This window comes from Ruegeria sp. HKCCE4148 (assembly GCF_017872495.1).
Taxonomy (GTDB): Bacteria; Pseudomonadota; Alphaproteobacteria; order Rhodobacterales; family Rhodobacteraceae; genus Ruegeria.
The window spans coordinates 18,020-38,271 of sequence record NZ_JAEDOS010000003.1; the positions used below are offsets into that span (position 1 = coordinate 18,020).

The 20,252-nt window shown below is 50.7% G+C and carries 14 protein-coding genes; 8 read left to right on the forward strand and 6 right to left on the reverse strand.

Annotated features, from left to right (window positions below):
- Positions 1-15 precede the first annotated feature (15 nt).
- Entirely contained in the window at positions 16-486 is a 471-nt protein-coding gene (locus I9187_RS09980) for a phosphate-starvation-inducible PsiE family protein (protein WP_171230802.1), read from the reverse strand.
- Between the two features lie 434 nt (positions 487-920).
- A complete protein-coding gene (locus I9187_RS09985; RefSeq protein ID WP_245223188.1) occupies positions 921-3,584 on the reverse strand; it encodes a cation-translocating P-type ATPase in 2,664 nt (887 codons plus the stop codon).
- 263 nt (positions 3,585-3,847) lie between these two features.
- Between I9187_RS09985 and I9187_RS09990 the strand changes: the two genes are divergently transcribed.
- Genes I9187_RS09990 through arcC form a run of 5 tightly spaced genes read left to right on the forward strand, consistent with a single transcriptional unit; the run spans position 3,848 to position 9,939 of the window.
- Positions 3,848-5,335, forward strand: coding sequence for a YfcC family protein (locus tag I9187_RS09990; protein ID WP_171235737.1), 1,488 nt, complete (start codon positions 3,848-3,850; stop codon positions 5,333-5,335).
- Positions 5,336-5,344: 9 nt separating this feature from the next.
- Positions 5,345-6,724, forward strand: a complete 1,380-nt coding sequence (locus I9187_RS09995) for an amino acid permease (protein WP_171235736.1) — start codon at positions 5,345-5,347, stop codon at positions 6,722-6,724.
- Positions 6,721-7,944 carry an arginine deiminase gene (locus I9187_RS10000; protein ID WP_171230806.1) on the forward strand — a complete coding sequence of 408 codons (1,224 nt, stop codon included), beginning with the start codon at positions 6,721-6,723 and terminating at the stop codon, positions 7,942-7,944. Before I9187_RS09995 ends, I9187_RS10000 begins: the two co-directional genes overlap by 4 nt.
- A gap of 55 nt (positions 7,945-7,999) precedes the next feature.
- The gene (gene argF / locus I9187_RS10005) at positions 8,000-8,998 is read left to right on the forward strand and encodes an ornithine carbamoyltransferase (protein ID WP_171235735.1); all 999 of its coding nucleotides are present in this window, start codon (positions 8,000-8,002) and stop codon (positions 8,996-8,998) included.
- 2 nt (positions 8,999-9,000) lie between these two features.
- Entirely contained in the window at positions 9,001-9,939 is a 939-nt protein-coding gene (arcC, locus tag I9187_RS10010; protein ID WP_171235734.1) for a carbamate kinase, read from the forward strand.
- Between the two features lie 622 nt (positions 9,940-10,561).
- Here arcC and gltS read toward each other — a convergent pair.
- The gene (gene gltS / locus I9187_RS10015; protein ID WP_171235733.1) at positions 10,562-11,797 is read right to left on the reverse strand and encodes a sodium/glutamate symporter; all 1,236 of its coding nucleotides are present in this window, start codon (positions 11,795-11,797) and stop codon (positions 10,562-10,564) included.
- 299 nt (positions 11,798-12,096) lie between these two features.
- Between gltS and I9187_RS10020 the strand changes: the two genes are divergently transcribed.
- Together I9187_RS10020 and I9187_RS10025 are read left to right on the forward strand one after the other, a co-directional pair.
- On the forward strand, positions 12,097-12,525 hold the full coding sequence (locus tag I9187_RS10020) for a hypothetical protein (protein WP_171235732.1): 429 nt from the start codon (positions 12,097-12,099) through the stop codon (positions 12,523-12,525).
- A 181-nt stretch (positions 12,526-12,706) separates the two neighbouring features.
- Positions 12,707-14,455, forward strand: a complete 1,749-nt coding sequence (locus I9187_RS10025) for a Na/Pi cotransporter family protein (RefSeq protein WP_209940161.1) — start codon at positions 12,707-12,709, stop codon at positions 14,453-14,455.
- Positions 14,456-14,562: 107 nt separating this feature from the next.
- On the opposite strand, the gene ppk2 is transcribed toward I9187_RS10025, so the two are convergent.
- The 3 genes from ppk2 to I9187_RS10040 all read right to left on the reverse strand — a co-directional run bounded on the left by ppk2 (position 14,563) and on the right by I9187_RS10040 (position 18,610).
- On the reverse strand, positions 14,563-15,351 hold the full coding sequence (gene ppk2, locus I9187_RS10030; protein WP_209940162.1) for a polyphosphate kinase 2: 789 nt from the start codon (positions 15,349-15,351) through the stop codon (positions 14,563-14,565).
- A gap of 683 nt (positions 15,352-16,034) precedes the next feature.
- Positions 16,035-17,177 (reverse strand): patatin-like phospholipase family protein, encoded by a 1,143-nt coding sequence (locus I9187_RS10035; protein ID WP_245223199.1) that lies wholly within the window; start codon positions 17,175-17,177, stop codon positions 16,035-16,037.
- Positions 17,178-17,344: 167 nt separating this feature from the next.
- On the reverse strand, positions 17,345-18,610 hold the full coding sequence (locus I9187_RS10040) for an MFS transporter (RefSeq protein ID WP_171235728.1): 1,266 nt from the start codon (positions 18,608-18,610) through the stop codon (positions 17,345-17,347).
- Positions 18,611-18,948: 338 nt separating this feature from the next.
- On the opposite strand from I9187_RS10040, the gene I9187_RS10045 reads away from it, so the two are divergent.
- Positions 18,949-20,250, forward strand: a complete 1,302-nt coding sequence (locus I9187_RS10045) for an efflux RND transporter periplasmic adaptor subunit (RefSeq protein WP_209940163.1) — start codon at positions 18,949-18,951, stop codon at positions 20,248-20,250.
- The last annotated feature ends 2 nt before the right edge of the window (positions 20,251-20,252 follow it).

Sequence of the window (20,252 nt, forward strand, 5' to 3'; positions counted from 1 at the left end):
AAAGAATTGGCACTACTATTCTTCCTTGGATTGTTCGGCGCTTTTCGTTCGCCCAAACCGAACACTAAAGGACGGCATATCGTGAACCAGCCAATAGGCGAGTGAACAAGCAACCACTAGAAGTGCCAGGCCGACCAAATCCAGTCCACTGGTTTTTTCTGTATCGAGTATAATGACCTTTCGTGCGACGGCCATGAGCGCCGTCGCAACCACTATCTTAACATGGATTACATCGTCGCGAAGATAGATTGTGATGTTTACGAATATTTCGATGGCAATTAGCACCGCCATGAAGGCGCCAAAAGTAGCTAATATTTCAGAGATTGTTAGTATGAATACAGGCTGATTGATTAGTTTTTGATATAGGGTCCAGGCCACATCCAAGACGCCAAGTAGTATAACCAGAACCATCATAACGGCCAGAATACGGACGGCAAACCGAATTATGACCTGAAGTTTCTCTATAAATGGATCCTTGTGTTCCATTTATCACCTCCCCCTCTTTGCTAAGTCAAGAATCCAAACGGGCGTTCTCTGCGCCACCATCGCTTGCTCCCCAAAGGAAATATCTTGTACCATCAGTGCTTCATTTCAGCCGAGCTTACCTCGACGATTTTTGGCTTCACTCTAACGCCAGATGTCTTTTGTCCTGAAGGACTGGCTCGCTAGCCCCGTCGAAAGAAATTCCGAAATACTCATGGTCAACCACAAAAGAAACCACGAATTGTTTATTACGCTACTTGCCAATCGACAGAAGCCGATGACTATTCTTGAGTTCGCTTAAAGACGCGTCGCAAACCACTCCGAGAGGCCAAAGAGGTTAGATCACTCCGTCGACAAACTTAGCAAGATCCTCCTTTCCAAACAAAACAAGTGACCACCATATTAGGGTTAACAATTTAAACCCACACTCTTTCCACTCAAACGAATTTAAGATTGAACATCTCTTTCAGACCGGAAAGCACGAGTGTTGGAAGCGCCGCGACAAAGAACGTTCCCAACAGATGTGAAAGAGGCAATGGAACCGTGCCCAGAACGAAATGGCCCGGAGCAGAGTAAATTGCCAACAACGATAAAACGATTGAAATGCCGACTGCGCCTAGGAGCATTGTGTTGCCAAGCGGCGACTTGCGGTAAAGTGTCGTTGTAGTTCGCGCGTCAAATACATGCCAGATTTGCGCAAATATGAGAGTCATGAAGGCAGCTGTTTGTGCGTGCTCCAGAGAGGCGCCGCGTTCGAGAAACTCTTGAAACACGTAGTAGGTCAGAAGACCCAATGCGCTGCCCCTGATCAGAATCCGCTCTTTCATTCCACCGCCAAACATGTCCTCGTCGCGCGGGCGTGGCGGACGTCTCATTAGATCAGGCTCGCTTTTTTCAAATCCCAGCGCCAGTGCTGGTAAGCCATCTGAAACTAAGTTCACCCAGAGGATCATAAGCGGTGTGATGGGAAGGAGGGGATCTGCTCCCATCAGCAGAAAAGCGAAAAGAATGGTTGTAACTTCCGCAACGTTGGCAGTCAGAGCTTGCCGGACGAATTTCAGTAGATTGTCAAAGATTCTCCGGCCCTCACGAACCGCCGTGACAATAGTCGTGAAGTTATCATCCAGAAGAATCAACGCGGCGCTGTCCTTGGCAACCTGTGTCCCGGTAATCCCCATGGCGACACCTATGTCAGCCGCGCGAAGCGCAGGCGCATCGTTCACGCCATCTCCTGTCATCGCGGCCACTTCACCATTGGTCTGAAGTGCTTTAACGATGCGAAGTTTGTGCTCGGGCGTCACGCGTGCAAATACAGCTGCGTTCTTCACAGCGCTATTTAGATCTTCATCTTTCATTTGGTCGAGCTCGGCACCCGTGAATACTGCTTGCTGTGAACCCGACAGTACGCCGATTTGCTCGGCTATAGCCTTGGCGGTGACCGCGTGATCCCCAGTAATCATAACCGTACGGATTCCGGCACTAGTGGCTTCTGCTACGGCATGCGGGACTTCTTGTCGGGGGGGATCCATAATACCATGGATACCAGCGAGCACGATTTCCTGTTCTGGGTTGTTGTGATCCAGTTCGTCTGGAGAGACTTCGCGATACGCTACCGCCAAAGTTCTGAGAGCCCGCTCGCCAAAGCTGTCAATGACATTTTCTATGTCAGCTCGTAGTTCTGGCGTTATTTGGCACTCCTCCTCGCCAATGCGGACCTTAACCGCTCGCGACAAAATTACGTCAGGCGCTCCTTTTGCAACCAAAACAGTCCGCCCGTCGGGGAGCTGTGCAAAGACGGACATCATTTTTCGTGTTGAATCAAAGGGGAAAGATTGAAGAGCCTCACTCCGACGAGCCCTCAATTCTTCGACATCAATTCCAGCCTTTGCCGCAGCGACCAGAAGCGCACCTTCAGTCGGGTTACCTTGCACTGAGGTGTCAGCGCCTTCACCAATCAGCCGGGCATCATTGCAAAAAGCAGAGATCATCAGCACAGGCCATAACGGTGTCCCCTCTTCGACCTTTGTGGCTTCGTTTTTCGAGTCCAGAAATTCCCCTGACGGGTCAAAGCCAGCGCCACTAACGTCCCAGGTTTCGCCCCCAGCCCAAATGCGCATCACCTGCATTTGGTTTTGTGTAAGAGTTCCAGTCTTGTCCGAGCAGATAACAGACGTGGCGCCTAACGTTTCCACCGAAGACAGTTTTCGCGCCAGAGCGTTATTCGAAGCCATGTTCTGAGATCCGAGCGTCAAAAGTATTGTGACGACAGTTGGTAGGCCCTCTGGAATGGCAGCTACTGACAGAGAAATTGCTGTATTTAGCATTTCAGCGAGGTCCATGCCGTTGATAACGCCGATGCCAATGACGATAGCCACGACGATAAGCGCCGCGATAATAAGTACCTTCGAAAGCGCTTCGATTTTGAGCTGCAGCGGCGTCTTTGGTTCCTTAGCTGCTGACATCAGATCCGCGATATGGCCAACCTCGGTTCTCATACCAGTTCCAACTACGACGCCTTCGCCGGTTCCACCTGTGACAAGGGTACTCATGAAGCCCATGTTGAGGCGATCGGCAAGAACGACCTCCCGATCGTTGATCTTGCGATCATGTTTGTCCACAGGTTCGGACTCTCCGGTCAGTGCAGCTTCGTCGGCCTGCATTCTGCTGGCTTGAAGAAAGCGAATGTCAGCGGCGAGGATATCACCTGTTTTAACTATCAATATGTCGCCGGGAACCAGATCAGAAGCAGCGATTTGTACCTGGTCACCATCTCTTCTTACCAAAGCCTGAGGGGCCGACATCTCGCGAAGTGCGGCGAGTGATTGTTCTGCCTTGAACTCTTGCCAAAACGAGATGAAGGCATTGAAGATTGCGATCACAAAAATCGCCACGGCGTCGATCCAATGTCCAGTGAAAGCCGAAATAACCGCTCCCACCATAAGGATTATTAGAAGCGGGCTCTTAAATTGAACGAGCAGCATTTTCCACGCCGGGTCAGCCTCGGTTTCTGATAGACGGTTCAATCCGTATCGGGAGAGGCGTTCCTTTGCGGTTTCCGAGCTCAAGCCGTGTTTAGGATCTACAGCTAGTGTCTCGGTCAAAGCAGTTCTCTCGATTGCCCAAGGTGCTGTCGGAAGTGCGGCTCGGTCGTCCGTGGCATGGGAAGCATGCTGCATAGAAGCCCCTTTTCGTTACGACGTGGGTGCAAATTTTCGCGTACACGTAACGCGAATCATCGATAGTCTACTTCCTACCCTCGATTTTTCACTTTACGTTGAGCCATTTTGGCTCGCCAAAATTTGAAACGAATCTAAATACATGCTCGTTTTTTTATGTCGCTCTGCTACCAACGCGAGAGTCTACTATGTCCAAATTCAAGTTTCCTACTGCATTTACAATCCTGTTTGCTCTTATCGCTATTGTAGCGGTTCTAACTTGGGTCATTCCTGCGGGCGAATACGAACGTCAGATGAACGAAGCTCTGGGCAGCGAAGCTCCTGTTCCGGGCACTTATCACGAAGTCGAGTCTAACCCCCAAGGACTGACTTCGGTAATTCTCGCACCAATTGCGGGGATGTACGACCCTGGGCTTCTCGGAAGCTCTTCAAGTGCAGCAATTGATGTCGCTCTCTTCGTTTTGGTTATTGGCGGCTTCCTGATGGTCGTGACCAAGACTGGTGCCATCGACGCTGGCATTGGGTGGTTGCTGCTCAGGCTTGAAGGCCGCGAGATTTTAATGATTCCAATTCTGATGATTGCTTTTGCATTTGGCGGCACCAGCTATGGCATGGCTGAGGAAACATTGGCATTTTATGCTCTTATTATTCCGGTCTTTATACGTGCGGGATATGATTCACTCACCGGTGTCGCAGTGATCCTGCTAGGAGCTGGAATAGGTACTCTTGGCTCTACCTTCAACGCATTTGCGACAGTCGTCGCCTCGCAAGGCGCTGGTATTCCGTTTACCAATGGCATCGTTTTGAGGTTCATTATCCTCATACTCTGCTTGGCAGCTGGTATCGCTTTTGTCATGAGATACGCAAAGCGAGTAAAAGCCGACCCCTCTGCATCTGTGGTTGCGGATCAAGCCGAGGAAAACAGAAAGCATTTTCTTAAGGGGTCCGCCGGCGATGATGCTTTGCCAGAGTTGACACGAACCCGTTCCGTCATCCTGCTCCTGTTTGGAGTTACGTTTGCAATAATGATCTATGGTGTCGTGGTATTGGGGTGGTGGATGGCCGAGATGTCTGGCCTGTTCCTTGTTATGTCTATTATCGTCTGGTGGGTCGGAAAAACGGATGAAGGGTCCAGAATGGACGAAGGGACCTTTGTGGAAACCTTCGTTGATGGCGCGCGCGATTTGCTGGGCGTTGCCCTGATCATTGGCGTCGCGCGCGGTGTTGTCGTCATTATGGACGCGGGCAAAATCACCGACACAATATTAGCCGGAGCCGAGGGGTTTGTTTCGGGGCTGAGCGAGTTTGCTTTTATCAACGCGATGTTCGGCATTCAGGTTTTGATGTCATTCCTGGTGCCGTCCTCGTCTGGGCTGGCCACGCTTTCGATGCCGATCATGGCCCCACTTGCAGATTTCGCCGGTGTAGGCCGCGATTTGGTGGTCACAGCGTACCAATCGGCAAACGGATGGGTGAACCTATTCAACCCGACATTTGCTGTCGTCATGGGGGGGCTAGCCATTGGCCGCGTGTCTTATGACAGGTGGCTACGCTTTGTGTTCCCGCTGCTTGTAATTCTTGCAGCGATCATCTGCGCGGCACTTACCGTAGGGGCAATTACCGATCCGGGGATCGACGGGTCCACAACCGAGACTTCAGACACAACATCGAACTGAGCCGTCGCAATGACCGATCGCTCCGCTCCAGAGACGACTTCGACATCGGGTGCCCTAGGGCTGACGGCCTGTATCGCTTTGGTTGTAGGAAACATGATCGGGTCGGGAGTGTTCCTTCTACCAGCGTCACTTGCACCGTTTGGGCCAATTGCAATTGGTGGGTGGATTCTGACTTCGGCAGGGGCGCTTGTTCTTGCGATCATATTCGGAAGGCTGTCACGCGTCGTTTCGAAACCCGGTGGCCCCTATGCCTATTCGCAAGAAGCATTCGGCGACTTTGCAGGCTTCATTATTGCATGGGGGTATTGGATCGCACTTTGGACCGGGAACGCCGCAGTCGCAGTCGCGTTGGTGGGATATCTGGGATTCCTGTTCCCGATTATCATCGAAGTGCCGATGTACGGCCTCTCGACCGCATTGGTTGCAATCTGGACGCTCACCTTGGTTAACATCCGAGGGGTCGAAGGCGCTGGTTTGGTTCAGATCGTGACCACCGTTCTCAAACTCGCGCCGCTGATATTGATTGGCACATTGGGTATCTTCTGGATCAACACCGAGAACTATGTTCCGGTAAACCAAAGTGGCACCACGGCGTTTACGGCGATTTCTGCCGCGGCAGCTCTGACGCTTTGGGCCTACCTGGGCCTTGAATCTGCGACCGTTCCCTCTGGCGATGTTATCGAGCCGGAAAAGACCATTCCACGCGCCACCGTGATCGGCGTGATTATTGCGGCAAGCGTCTATATCTCAGTGACCGCCGTTTCGATGGGCGTCATTCCTGCCGAGTTGCTCGCTGTTTCCGCCGCGCCTCTGGCAGCCGTCGGTGAGGTGATGTTTGGTTCCATTGGCGGCGTCCTTGTTGCGGTGGGCGCGGTGATTTCGACCTTTGGCACTTTGAATGGCTTTACGCTGCTCAGTGGCCAGGTCCCTTACGGTGCCGCATTGGATCGCGTCTTCCCTGCAGCCTTGGGCCAAAAATCCAAATTTGGAACGCCTGCTAATGCGTTAATCCTGTCGAACGCGCTAGCCTCGGTTCTGATCATCATGAACTATGCGCAAGGGCTGGTCGCCGCATTCAACTTTGTCATTTTGCTCGCCGTTGTCGCCAGCCTGTTGCCCTATGCCATCTGCTCTGTGGCCGAGATTTTGATCCGTCTGAAAGGCGGGCAGGTCTTGCATGGCCCGGAACTGGCGAAGGTCGCCGTGCTGGGCGCGCTTGGGTTCGTTTATTCGGTCTGGGCCTTCATCGGCTCAGGCGCTGAAACTGTTTTGGTTGGCTCCGTCCTGTTGCTTATGGGCGTGCCCATCCACGTCTGGGTCCGCTGGAGCCAGGCCAATGAAATTGAAGACATTCAGAAAACGGATAGTTCGAAAGGAGAGTTGCAATGAAGCTCGGCGTTCATTCCGAGATCGGAAAGCTCAACAAGGTGATTGTCTCGCGCCCTTCACTGGCGCATGACCGACTGACACCGCGAAATTGCGAAGAGCTTTTGTTCGATGACGTGATCTGGGTCGAACAAGCTCGCAAAGACCACGCCGAGTTCTGCTCGCTCATGCGCGAACGCGGGGTCGAGGTTTATGACATTCAGGATCTTTTGGCTGAAGTGCTTACTGATAGTAGCGCTAGATCTTTCATGCTTGATCGATTGATCATTCCAAAAATTGTTGGCCTTGGCGTGTCTGTTGAGATGAGGGCTTGGTTGGACGAGATGAAAGCCGCGGATCTCGCGCGCCACATGCTTGGGGGTATCATATTCGCGGAATTGCCCAAGGGAACCATTGACCCAAAATTCGACGATTTGATCACCCAGAGTGAGTTCGTATTGCCCGCTGTGCCTAACGCCCTTTTCCAACGCGATCCTTCGTGTTGGATATTCAACGGTGTGACAACGAACCCGATGTTTTGGCCCGCTCGCAAACCTGAGACCTTAATGATGCGTGCGGTGTATAAATTCCATCCGATGTTTAAGGAAGCCGAGTTTGATATCTGGTGGGGCGACAGCGATGAGGATTTTGCCAATGCCTCAGTCGAAGGCGGTGACGTGCAGCCTGTAGGTAAAGGAACTGTGTTTATCGGAATGGGTGAACGAACGACGAGTCAAGCCGTTACCCTTCTCGCGCAGGCACTATTCGAGAAAGGCGGGGCAGAGAGAGTAGTCGCCTGCGCGATGCCAAAAAGCCGCGCGGCCATGCATCTGGATACCGTCTTCACTTGTCTTGACCACGACAAAGTGACTGCATTCACGGAAGTAGCGGATCAGATCACTTGCATATCGCTGCGCCCGGACGACAAGAAACTGTTTGATGCAAGGGTCGAAGAAGGTCACCTGTTCGACGTTTACAAGGAAGCCCTGGGGCTGAACTCACTTGAAGTCATCTCGACCGGTGGCAACGAGTTCCAGGCCGAGCGCGAACAATGGGATGATGGCAACAACGTTGTGGCCCTCTCGCCGGGTGTTGTCGTCGGCTATGCGCGTAATACGTTCACGAACGGAAAGATGCGCGCAGCTGGCGTCGAAGTGATCGAAATCTCAGGTCAGGAACTGGGACGCGGTCGTGGTGGCGGCCATTGTATGACCTGCCCGATCGACCGCGACCCCGCCTATTGAATTTACTATGGGTGCAGCCGCCTGCGCCCTTTGATTTTTGTTAGGGAGAGACAAAATGGCATTCAATCTAAAAGGCCGTAGCTATCTGAAAATCGCCGATTTCAGCCAGCGTGAAATGTTGTACTTGCTGGATCTGGCCCGTGACCTTAAACGCGCGAAATACGCCCGCGCCGAACAGCCGTCGCTGACCGGCAAGAACATCTGTTTGATCTTCGAAAAAACGTCGACCCGTACCCGGTGCGCCTTTGAAGTGGCCGCCTATGATCAGGGTGCCAACATCACCTATCTCGATCCATCGGGCTCGCAGATCGGGCATAAGGAATCGATGAAGGACACGGCTCGCGTATTGGGACGCATGTTCGACGGGATAGAATTTCGTGGTGCGGGCCAGGACATGGTTGAGACTCTGTCAGATTATGCCGGTGTCCCGGTATACAACGGCCTGACCGACGACTGGCATCCGACCCAGATGCTCGCGGACATGCAGACCATGATCGAACACGCCGACAAACCCCGCAAGGACATCGTCTATGCCTATTCGGGCGACTGTCGGTCGAACATGGGCAACTCGCTTCTGATGTTAGGCGCGATCATGGGTTGCGATGTGCGGATGATTTCTCCGAAAGAAACGCAACCCCATGACGATGTGCGTGAACTGGCTAGGGAACGCGCCGCAAAATCGGGTGCGCGGTTGACGATCACGCATGACACCTCGGCCGTGGAAGGCGCGGACTTCATCCACACCGATGTCTGGGTGTCCATGGGTGAACCGAAAGAGGTCTGGGCCGAGCGGATCAAGCTGCTGAGTCCTTATCAGGTCAACATGGATCTGATGAAGAAAACCGGAAATCCGGGCGTCAAGTTCATGCACTGCCTGCCTGCCTTCCACAATCTGGAAACCAAGGTTGGACAGGACATTTACGAACAATTCGGCATCACCGAGATGGAAGTAACCGAGGATGTTTTCGAAAGCGATATGAACATCGCATTCGAGCAAGCCGAAAACCGGATGCACACCATCAAGGCGATCCTCGTCGCGACATTGGGAGCCTGATCATGGGACGCGTTGTTGTAGCACTTGGCGGCAACGCGCTTCTCAAACGGGGTGAGGCTATGACGGCGGACAATCAACGCAGGAATGCGAAGATTGCCGCCAAAGCCCTCGCCCCGCTCTGCGAAGCGCACGAAACCGTCATCACTCATGGCAATGGTCCGCAGGTCGGGATGCTAGCCCTGCAAGAGATTACGTATACGGATGTCGAGGAGTACCCGCTGGACGTCCTCGTCGGCGAAACGATGGGCATGATCGGCTACATGATCGAGCAGGAGCTTGGGAATATCCTGCCCTTCGAGCATCACATCACCACCCTGTTGACCATGATCGAGGTCGACCCCAGCGACCCAGCCTTCGACAACCCGACCAAGTTCATCGGGCAGGTTTACTCCGAAGCGGACGCCAAGAAAGAGGCGGCTGACAAGGGCTGGACGGTGAAACCGGATGGCGAGTACTGGCGACGCGTTGTGCCATCGCCCCGCCCGAAACGTATCTTTCAGGTCGAACCAATCCGTTGGATGTTGGAAAAAGGCGCGACAGTGATCGCTGCCGGCGGCGGTGGTATTCCGACAATGTACGAGGCAGGAGCTGAACGGAAACTGGTCGGTGTCGAGGCTGTCATCGACAAGGACTTTGCCTCTTGTCTTCTGGCGCAGAACCTTGGCGCGGATTTCTTTGTTATTGCTACGGATGCAGAGGCCGTGTTCCTTAACTGGGGAACGCCTGAACAAAAGGGTATTCGATCGATCACTCCGGATGCGTTGGATGAATATGATTTTCCTGCAGGATCGATGGGGCCAAAGGTTCAAGCCGCGCAAGATTTTGCGCGATCAACGGGCGGCCGAGCGATCATTTGCGCCCTAGCCGATGTTCCCGCAGCAGTTCGCGGTGAAAAAGGAACTACGGTTTCTGAAAGCGCGGGAGAGACCAGGTTTCATTGATACAATGGGCCCAAAGAAAAATTGTTTTAAAGCCCTCTCTGATGTGGACAATACTCTCTGAGCTGGCCCACCGAATTGCTTTCTTTTGACTGCCCTTTTCGTCTTGTCGGCTGGCACTTAATTTTTGCCATGAACCCAACAAGAAGCGGCGTCGACTGACGCTTTTAACTCCAGTGAATGATACTGGTTCGAAGGGAGTTCACGTTTCTTCAAACCGTTGGCATCGTTTGTCGGGATATGGAACGAGCTCTGTAAGAGCATTTGACATCTAGAACATACCAAGCACAACTCACTTCGCTATTTAACCGGTCCACGCCGGCATGAAATGCACAAATAATGAAGTGAGCTTTTCAGTTGAATTGGGTTTTGACAAGGGCCGTAAGGCGGACTGAGAGGCAAAGTGATACGTGTCTTTAACCCAAGACAATAGCAATGCAAGAAGTCCGCAAAATACGAAAAGCGTTGCTACAATCGCAGGAGCCCTATCAAGATCATATTTGGCAGGCTTAAAACCGGGGAGGCGGCTTAAAGCGATACGACCGGTGTCCGACGACGTTCTGCTACGCTATCACTTTGGCTGCAACAGTCATTTACAGGCCACCAAATTTCATGAAACCACCCCCTATGGTAGGTTCGAGACGAACAATTGGATAATAAAAGCATTAGCAATATCTACAAAGAAAGCCGAAACTAGCGGCAGCACAATGAAGGCAAGCGGAGATGGGCCATACTTATGCGTAACAGCCGTCATGTTTGCGATGGCCGTTGGGGTAGCTCCAAGAGCGAAACCTGCGAAACCCGCTGACATGACGCCAGCAAAATAGTTTCGCCCCATGGTTCGATAGACAACGAATATGATGAAAGCAGCCGCAGCCGCAGCTTGAAGCGTCATAGTGATGGCTAAAACACCAGCGGAACCCGCCAAAGTCCAAAGTTGCATACTCATTAGAGACATTGAAAGAAACACCGCTAGCGAGAAGTCTTGCAATAGTTGTAAGGAGGCGGTCCCCGTTGGCGTCTTGATCTTTGGAAAAACTCTGGGCGTCAGGTTTGCAAGTAAAATGCCAGAAAGAAGGCATGGCACAAAGAGCGGTAAGTTTGCTCCGGTTAATTCCAGCGATTCATCTGCTATGTAACCAATCACAATCGCTACATGTGTCCAAAGAATAGCTCTCATCATTCCAGGATTCGTCGGGCCACCGTTTAGATCGGTAGGAGCTGTCACCTCAAAAGCCTTTTCCTTGGCACTGGAAATCGCCGTTTTCTCTTTCGCGCTTGGTTCGAGCCGGTCGCGCGCAATTAAGTAGCTGGCGATTGGTCCTCCAATTAGGCTCGCCATGATCAATCCGATTGTGGCCGCAGCTATTCCGAGTTCCGCCGCGCCCGCCACAGCGTATTGTTCTTCCACCACTGGGCCCCACGCTATCGCTGTTCCGTGACCACCAATCAGAGACGTTGTCCCCATCATCACACCAGCTTGAGAGGGCAACCCGAACAGCGAAGCACCAAGAACGCCTATTCCGTTCTGGACAAACATGTACCCAATTGTAAGGACAAGCATAACGCCCAGTAGAGGTCCTCCTTTAACTAGGTCCGAAAACCTAGCGTTCAGCCCAATGGTGGTAAAGAAATAGATCAATAATGAGTCACGCGAGGCCAGATCATAGATCACTTCACGCCCTGTCATAGTCACAACGCCTAACGTTACAAGTGCCGCCAGCAAGCCCCCCGAAACCGGTTCTGGGATCGAGTACTTGCGCAGCAACTCAAAGCGCTCTGTCAGCCTTGAACCTAGAAAGTACACGACGATGCCCAGCGTCACAGCAATAAAACTATCCACCACTATTGGTTCTGCCATGAGCTTTCTCCTAACTTCGCAGCACAACAAATCAATCAAGAAACAAGCCGAACACGTGCACCCAGAAGATATGGTCAAACGTTAGAGTACTTTTAAACAGCGGTGCAACAGGACAACAAAAGTTGAATATGAAATTAAAACGGTGTTCGCAGATTGGTCTTCCTAAAATGCGGGTGAGCCGGTCTAGTTCACCTGGGGGTCAACTGAACGCCCGCAAAAGGCTCGTACCGGTTAGTGCTATCCGTTCAAGCGCAATGCCAAAGAGGATGTATTCTTTCCACTTTAAAATGAGATGTGCAATGAAACGATCCTACTGCTATGTTTGGTTTCGAAAAAACATGCGAACCGGGTACCAAGCAATTAAACTCAGAGGGGTTATCAACTTGAAAAAACTCAATAAATACGCCATTGGTATCGTCTTACTCGCCTTTACTGGTAATTGCGCAACCGCAGAAGGAAACACATATTCTTACGTTTTTCTTGGTGAAGAGACAGTCCTAAACGACATTGAAAACTGTGTATTTGAAATCATGAAACAAGGTGTCGAAGTAGACAAAAACGAAAGCCAAATATTCCATGAGTTAGCACAAGGGATAGTCCTTGTTTATGCGCAAAAATATGTTGGCTTCAAAACCACTGGGAAAATACCAGCATCATACACCGAGGAAGAAGCCGAGATATTGCTTTCAGGTGAAATCGACGATTTTTTCGATCACTGCTTTGAGTAAATTTGAAATGACCAGCTAAAAACACAACAACCCGGCTGTTGTCCGCTCCCGCAAACTAGATGTATATTTGAATACAACAACCGGCATTGGAACAACTTAGTTAATCTGTGCCTATGATTTTCAGTTGCAGCGGGAGCCTTCTCAATGTCGAATAAGACAACTCGTTTGCTGCCATACTTTTTTGTTTTTTTTTGCCTTCTTGAGCTTCAACGCAGCCTTTGCTCAATCCGCGGAATTAGCGGAGCAACGATTAGATTGGCTCCAACTGGGCATGGGGCTCTTTGGCGGCTTGGCGCTATTTTTGGCAGGGTTAGACCTTTTATCTGAGGGTCTGAAGAAGGCTGCTGGAAACACTCTCAGAGATGTCCTTCAAAAGCTTACTGTGAACCGATTCATGGGCGCTGCGACTGGTGCTTTTGTCACCGGTATTCTTAATTCCTCTTCTGTTACAACAGTACTTGTTGTGGGCTTCGTTACAGCCGGCGTCATGACGTTGGCGCAATCCGTCGGCGTTATCATGGGAGCAAATATTGGCAGCACTGTCACTGCGCAGTTACTTGCATTTGACCTTTCTGCGTATTCTCTGATTGCAGTTGCTCTTGGCTTTTTTATGACGTTTGGGAGCAAGTACGAGCGCCCCAAGTACATAGGTATGATGATAATGGGCCTCGGATTGGTTTTCTACGGAATGGGTCTGATGAGTGATGGCATGAAGCCTTTGCGCAGCTACGAACCCTTTCTGGAAATCCTCGCTAGCATGGAACAGCCACTATTTGGTATTTTGGCGGGCGCTCTATTCACTGGGTTGGTTCAATCCTCCGCTGCCACTGTTGGTATCGCCATCGCGATGGCAAGCGAAGGATTGCTGTCTCTTCAGGCTGGGATAGTCTTGGCTTTGGGTGCAAATATCGGGACCTGTGTCACCGCTTTGCTTGCGGCACTTGGTAAGCCAGTCGAAGCCGTTCGCGCGTCCGTTGTCCATGTCTTGTTCAATATTGCCGGTGTTCTAATTTGGCTTCCGTTTCTAGGAATACTTGCTGACATAGCCGTAAATGTTTCGCCCGCCGCCGCGGACAGTCTAATTGGAAAAGACAAACTTGCAGCAGAGGTTCCTCGGCAGATCGCAAATGCCAACACCATTTTCAATGTCCTCAACACTATAATTTTTATAGGTTTCGCAACGGCCTTCGCACGTCTCGCGGAAAGACTGGTCCCAGAACGGCCTGAGCCAAAAGAAAAAATCATCCAACCCGAGTTCCTTGATGATGGAGCTCTGGAAGCGCCAACGATTGCTCTTGAAAACGCAAGAAGAGAGATTGAGCGGGTTGGGCACATCGCCTTGGAAATGATGGACACCTTGGGTGAGGGAGCTGAACATCACGATAGAGATGCGTTAGACGCGGTCGCAAGACGAGACGATGAAGTGGATATTCTAACTTCGGAAATCATGAAATATCTCGGTCGCCTTCTGCAAAGTTCACTCACGGAAAGTGAAAGCGAAACACATCACAAACTTGTCGCAGCGATTATGAATATTGAGAGTACAGCTGACATCGTCGAAACGGACATGGTGGAGTTGATCAAGAACTTCATCGATGGCGACTATGCCGAAAGTAGCGAAACAACCAGAGATATGGTGCAGGGTCTTTGGAAATGTGTAAGAGAGAGCTTAGAGCTCGCAGTTCGCGCTGTTGGCAACAAAGACGAACGTTCCGCTCAAGAAGTACTATTGCTCAAAGACGATATTCGAACTCTTTCCGACCAGTTGTTCGAAAGACACGCAAAGCGACTGAACATCGACGAACCCCGATATTTAGAGCGCGTTCGATTGCTAATGACATTTATCGAGCAATTGCGCCACATGTATACACTGACCAAACGCGTCGCAAAAACACAACTTCCAATCGAAGTCGCCACAGACGCGACATAAGCTGTTTGCACGTTGAATAGCAGAACCATCACCTTTGTGACGTCAGATATGAAGCAGCCTTTGGTTACAATGGTGTTTGAAAGGATTTGCTCCCACCCTAGGGTTGCTTAGTATTTTTGCGGGACGGTATGTTCGAACGAAATAGACTTTGCAGCACCTTTCCTGTGTTTTCGACGCTTTGGCAATTCAGGGAGAACGAATGGTTCCTCGTCGTAAGGTATCGATTGAAGTAAATGTGAGATGCAGTTCAGCCGGGCAAGACGTTTGTTGTCTGCCGGGACACGGAACCAAGGCGCGTGATCGCTGTCTGTTTCCGCAATCATACGTTCATAGGCTTCGGTGTAGTCCCACCAACGCGCCCATGACTCCAAGTCCATCGGGCTCAACTTCCAGTGCTTCCTTGGATCGATCATGCGATCCTTAAACCGTTCTTGTTGAACCTCTCTACTGACGTCAAAAAAGTACTTCAGAAGGATGATCCCTTCTCTGACCAGGTATCGTTCAAATCCAGGTACATCTGTAAGGAAGTTTTCGTATTCACTGTTTGTACAGAAACCCATGACCCGCTCAACACCCGCGCGGTTGTACCAACTGCGATCGAAAAGGACGATCTCACCTCCTGCAGGGAGATGCTCAAAATACCTCTGCACGTAGACCTGGGTTTTTTGCCGATCACTTGGAGCGGGAAGCGCAACGACCCGAAACACTCGTGGGCTTACACGCTCGGTAATGCGTTTGATGACGCCGCCTTTTCCTGCAGCGTCGCGCCCTTCGAATACTACAACAACTCTCGCTTTTGTTCGTTGCACCCAACCTTGGAGGTGGCAAAGCTCGACCTGCAATCTCTTTAGTTCTGCCTCATAGGACTTTTTGGAGATTTTTGTCTTTGTCGCCATTTCCTTCTCCTCCCACTTAACAGTAGTAGTTAATTTAGGTGGGTTTAAGGTGAGTTCGTTTCCTAGAGTCTTCGAAATCACCTAGGCGCTAAACTTTACAATCAACTGGCAATTCTCTCGTCCAGACCACCACAGTCTGGCAAGTCAAACTATCCAACAACCTAAGCGTCCAGAATTTCCGGCGCTTCTATTATTGGCCACCAGACATGTGTGGACAGCCATTCATAATCGGCCCCACCCGCACCGTTCGCACCAGTTGATTGCTTGTGGGCAAGAATTAGCTCTTGGCTGAAACGATGCCCTCCTCGGACGAACTTTGTAAGCTCGCGGTGTACAGTCCAGTTTAAAGCCAAACCCATTTCTGTGATTTGAAACCCATCGTCAACACGCTGTATGTTCGGGTTAGTCAGAAGATGAAGCTGCCGTCTTACGCTGGTCTGAGGGAGGTTAGTATACTTAGCTAAACCCCGAGTGGTCCATGGTTGGGGATGAATAACAAGAGCTTGATGCACCCTCTGCATAGGAGGAGGATACTTGAAATGATCAAAGCTGATTTGCCAGCGGCGCCATAGTCTTAACCGATTGCGCTCAGATTCACTCATCGACATAATTAGATACTTTAAAGACTGTGATTTAGCTGACAAGCCAGATTAAGCTACGTTCTACTAGACAACAACTGTGCATTACCTCGGCGGATGATCGCTCCAAAGGTTCCCCGACTTAAAGCGCAAATAACCGTAATCAAACAGCGCCCGCATATATTCTGGGTCGAACGGCTCGCTTAGAGGATGGTCGAAGTCCGCTCCAATCCATGTTGCCCGGTATTCTGCGCCTCTTTGAAGGCTGAGCTTGTAGGCTAATCTTAAATCATCAACACCTTGAGCTTTGATAAGCGTGGAAAGTGATCGCGCTGATACTTTGAAGACCCCTGTCTCTGTTACCCTCAACTCAGGTTCCACTTTCCCGTTGCGTATCGCGTATAGTTTTCCGCCGCGCGCGTATTTTCTGGGGATATCCCATCCCGGCACGTACGCGGTTTGAGAATATACACCACCGTCAACGTGCAGTTCATCCCGGACACCTTCTTCAGTTTCAACATCAATTAAAACCGGAGGAAAAACACCCGGAATTGCCGCGGATGCGAGCAAGACATCACCAAATGTCTTTTTTGCGTTTGGTGAATTACTGTTCGCGATGGCGCCCAGATCCCACAGCACTGGTCTTTGTGCATCCAAACTCACCGTCTGAACCAACAACCGCCGTCCGCGACGATGTTCTTTGGCAATCTGCGATAGAAAATCGTCGGTTATGTAAGTTTCGATAAGTTGTTTTAACGGGTCAGAGCTTTTGACAGAGGAACCACTTAGGATGCCTGTTACAAATCGGCCCCTGAATATCCGCGACGGTGGTAGCCCACCGTAAAGCTCTTTGAGATCAAAATCATAGTCGGAACCCAGAAAGGCGAATGGCGCGGCCAACGCGCCTGTAGAAACCCCTGTAACGACCATAAATTCTGGGCGCGTGCCGGACTCGCTCCATGCGGACAGAATACCGGCGGCGAAGGCTCCATCCTCGCCACCGCCCGATAGTGTTAGTGTGTAATCTGAAGAAAGTTTCGAAGCGCGCCTTTGACGATGGGCCTCTTCAAGAAGTTCACTGATATTGGAAGGAGCGACATCAGCCCAATAACGAGCGCCTTCGATGCCTGGGACCTGCGGGTTCTTGAGATCTGTCTCGTCTACCGGGTTTCTGGAAATACTTGAGCACCCTAGTTGGAAAAACAGCAGTAGGAAAACACACAGCTTACTCCAATGCATGCGCCCCATCTTCTCCACTCCCAGCTCCATTGGATAAAACTAAAACAAAGGCCAGTACACTGTCTTGGACCAATACTCTTGTTCGTCGTTTTGGCCCTCAAAGCGCATTGAGCGTTGCAGTCTTTTGGGCCGCGCTAAAGCATAGCATACTAAATGAAAACGTATTTATCATAGAGTCAACGTTTCTCTGAAGGGGCCATTTCTGTACTGGTTGGTAGGACGTCGGTGTGGGACGTCTGCTCAGCACGAGACACAGGTTCAACTGACCATATCCTTTGTCCCAAATACAAAGCAAAACAGAGCATTACTGCAAAATTCACCCAATAGAGCGCGATGTCACCGAAGTAAGTTGTAGCGGCATTCGCGATCAGGGGACCGGTAATAGATCCTAAAGTCCAAACCAATAACATGGTTACCGCCGCCGAAGACACAAAAACCGGAACCGTTCGGTCCAACGCGTGCGCCACAAGCAAAGAATAAAGGGTGAGCAAGCTACCACCCAGCAACACCAATATGATGGAAAGCACCGCGAAACCGATTGAGTTGTAGTCGAATGAATTGACGCTATGGTCGTAGTCCACGTCGACCAGAACCGCCATAAGAAGAAGAACTACTGTCGCGGTGACCGTAGCTATCAAGATTACTATCCGCCGGTCCATCTTGTCGGATAGCCATCCAAGCGGAAACTGAAAAAGGACACGCCCGAGGTAAACTATGGCGACCATAAGGGCCACATCAAAAATGGCGACCCCTAGCTGAGCAGCATTGTAGGGGACTACGCTCAACAAAGTTGTAGACACCATCCCCATGGCGAACACGCCTATGGCTGCGGCCGGGGCGTCTTTGAATAATCCGCGTATTCGAATGGGTACGTTGGATTCATTGTTGGGAGGAGATGAGCGAGTGGTCGAGATAACCACAATCGAAACGCAGTAAAACAAAGCAACGTAAACGAATGCCTCTCGAATATCTCCAGGCACGACAAAAACTAAAAACTGACTGAACACGGCGACAACACCGACTATTATCGCATAGACTGCGAGAACTCTTCCACGGCTCTTGTCCTCCACAGTTTCATTGAGCCAAGTGTCACCGATCGAAAAGAGTCCTGCAGTCGCCAATCCGGTTAGGAAGCGCAAAAAGACAAGGAACGGGGTGCTAGCGGAAACTGAGAACAGGATGGCCACCGCTATCGTGATAGCTGCTCCAGAAGCAAATGCACGGATGTGGCCAATATCAGCAATCGATCTGGCGACAACAAAACACCCAACTAAAAATCCTGCAGAGTATGCGGACGCCGCAAACGAGGCGGCTTCTTGAGACGCCCCAATTTCAGAAAACGCGAGCGGAACCAAAGTACCAGATCCAGCAGTGGCCAGTTGAACAGCAGCCATTGCAATGAAGAGTGATTGAAGATTGAGAACTTGGTTTCTGATTGCCAATGCACCCTAGCTCCAAGTTGCACCGAGGCTCGGTAAGTTTTTCTTACTTGTCGCTTCTACTCAAGTAGACGCGCAGTATCTTCCACAAATCAATGCTACTTCTTTGTGTTGATAACATTGAGCTCTACTGACACTAAGACCGCCAGATGCCACAGTGGAACTTCAGACTTTCGCAAAAATATTATGACCTACTTTCGGCTTAAGCTCAGCAATACAACAATAAACTTCATCCATTAACCTATTTTTATGCTGAGCCATTTTGGCTCACATTAATTTGTGAAAAGCCTCTGATGCGGGCAGAGTTGTTTCAATCGATCTCTTCTCCCGCGAAGCCTCTCATGCCCAACAAGGTAGCAGCTTCGAATAAGCAGGTGAAAAATATGCCTCTGAACTTCCTAGGGACACTTGCGGCTGTTTTGTTTAGTGCTTTTCCCATCGTGGCCGCAGCACAAGATACCCCCGCAACGGTAAGACCAGCAAAAGTATTCACTGTTGTAAAAGCCTCGTCTGACTTTGAAAGAGTTTATCCTGCTATTGTCTACCCTTCGAGGGAGGTTGAACTCTCTTTTCGTGTAAGTGGACGAATTACAGAGTTACCAATTAGGGCCTCAAGCAGTGTAGTGCGGGAAGGTATTGTTGCCCAACTAGATACGCGCGACTTCGAAGTCGAGGTTGCAAGGCTCAACAGCCAACTAGAAGAGGCAGAGGCGAATTTGGTTGTGCTGAGGTCAGGTGCACGCCCTGAAGAAATTACAGCTTTAGAAGCCTCGGTTCAGGCAGCTCAAGCCCAAAGAGACCAAGCTCGGGAGGAATACATCCGCTCTGCTCAGCTTTTGGAAAGGGGTATAATTCCTACTGCGCAGTACCAACAACGTGAAGCTGCTTTTCGTCTGGCAGAAGCCGAACTGGTGTCGAGAGAGGAGCAGCTTACAATTGGTCGAGTCGGTGGGAGGCCGGAAGAAATAATTGCAGCAGAAGCGGCAATCCGCGGCCTTAAAACACAAATTCAGTCGGCAAAAAACAACCTTTCTGATGCAACGCTTCGAGCGCCATTCGATGGAACGATTGCCAAGCGCAACGTGGACAATTTCCGAAATGTTCAAGCCGGTGAAACCATCGCCTTAATCCAAGACCTATCGACTGTAGATGTAAGCTATGACTTACCCGGCGCTGACATAATCGCGATGTCGTCAATCGGCTTCGACAATGTTGTAAGTGTGGTTACGTTTGACTCCTTGCCGGGAGTTGAAATGAACGCAGATCTCGTCGAGTTTACCACGCAAGCTGACGCAGCGACACAAACCTATCGTGGTCGTCTATCAGTAACTCCTCCTAAAGACTTGGTTGTACTACCTGGGATGGTAGCGCGCGTGATTATTAGGGCAAACAGGCAAAGCGATACGCAAGTTGTCGTTCCATTTTCGGCTCTAGCGGCAAGCCCCGACGGTTCCCCATATGTCTGGCTGCTTGATGGATCCAGCAATACCGTTAGTCGTCGACCGATTGAATTGGGGGAAATATCTGACGACTTCGTGTTCGTGAGATCGGGTCTTGAAGAAGGGAACATGATTGTCACTGCAGGATTGAGCGAACTGCAGGATGACATGGTGGTTCGCCCAATCTCAAAAGTTGGTGAGTAGCA

Excerpts from the sequence above, each read along its gene's own strand:
- I9187_RS09980 (WP_171230802.1), bottom strand. The coding sequence starts at position 486 with ATGGAACACAAGGATCCATTTATAGAGAAACTTCAGGTCATAATTCGG.
- I9187_RS09990 (WP_171235737.1), top strand. The coding sequence starts at position 3,848 with ATGTCCAAATTCAAGTTTCCTACTGCATTTACAATCCTGTTTGCTCTT.
- I9187_RS09995 (WP_171235736.1), top strand. The coding sequence starts at position 5,345 with ATGACCGATCGCTCCGCTCCAGAGACGACTTCGACATCGGGTGCCCTA.
- I9187_RS10000 (WP_171230806.1), top strand. The coding sequence starts at position 6,721 with ATGAAGCTCGGCGTTCATTCCGAGATCGGAAAGCTCAACAAGGTGATT.
- argF (WP_171235735.1), top strand. The coding sequence starts at position 8,000 with ATGGCATTCAATCTAAAAGGCCGTAGCTATCTGAAAATCGCCGATTTC.
- arcC (WP_171235734.1), top strand. The coding sequence starts at position 9,001 with ATGGGACGCGTTGTTGTAGCACTTGGCGGCAACGCGCTTCTCAAACGG.
- gltS (WP_171235733.1), bottom strand. The coding sequence starts at position 11,797 with ATGGCAGAACCAATAGTGGTGGATAGTTTTATTGCTGTGACGCTGGGC.
- I9187_RS10020 (WP_171235732.1), top strand. The coding sequence starts at position 12,097 with ATGAAACGATCCTACTGCTATGTTTGGTTTCGAAAAAACATGCGAACC.
- ppk2 (WP_209940162.1), bottom strand. The coding sequence starts at position 15,351 with ATGGCGACAAAGACAAAAATCTCCAAAAAGTCCTATGAGGCAGAACTA.
- I9187_RS10035 (WP_245223199.1), bottom strand. The coding sequence starts at position 17,177 with ATGGGGCGCATGCATTGGAGTAAGCTGTGTGTTTTCCTACTGCTGTTT.
- I9187_RS10045 (WP_209940163.1), top strand. The coding sequence starts at position 18,949 with ATGCCCAACAAGGTAGCAGCTTCGAATAAGCAGGTGAAAAATATGCCT.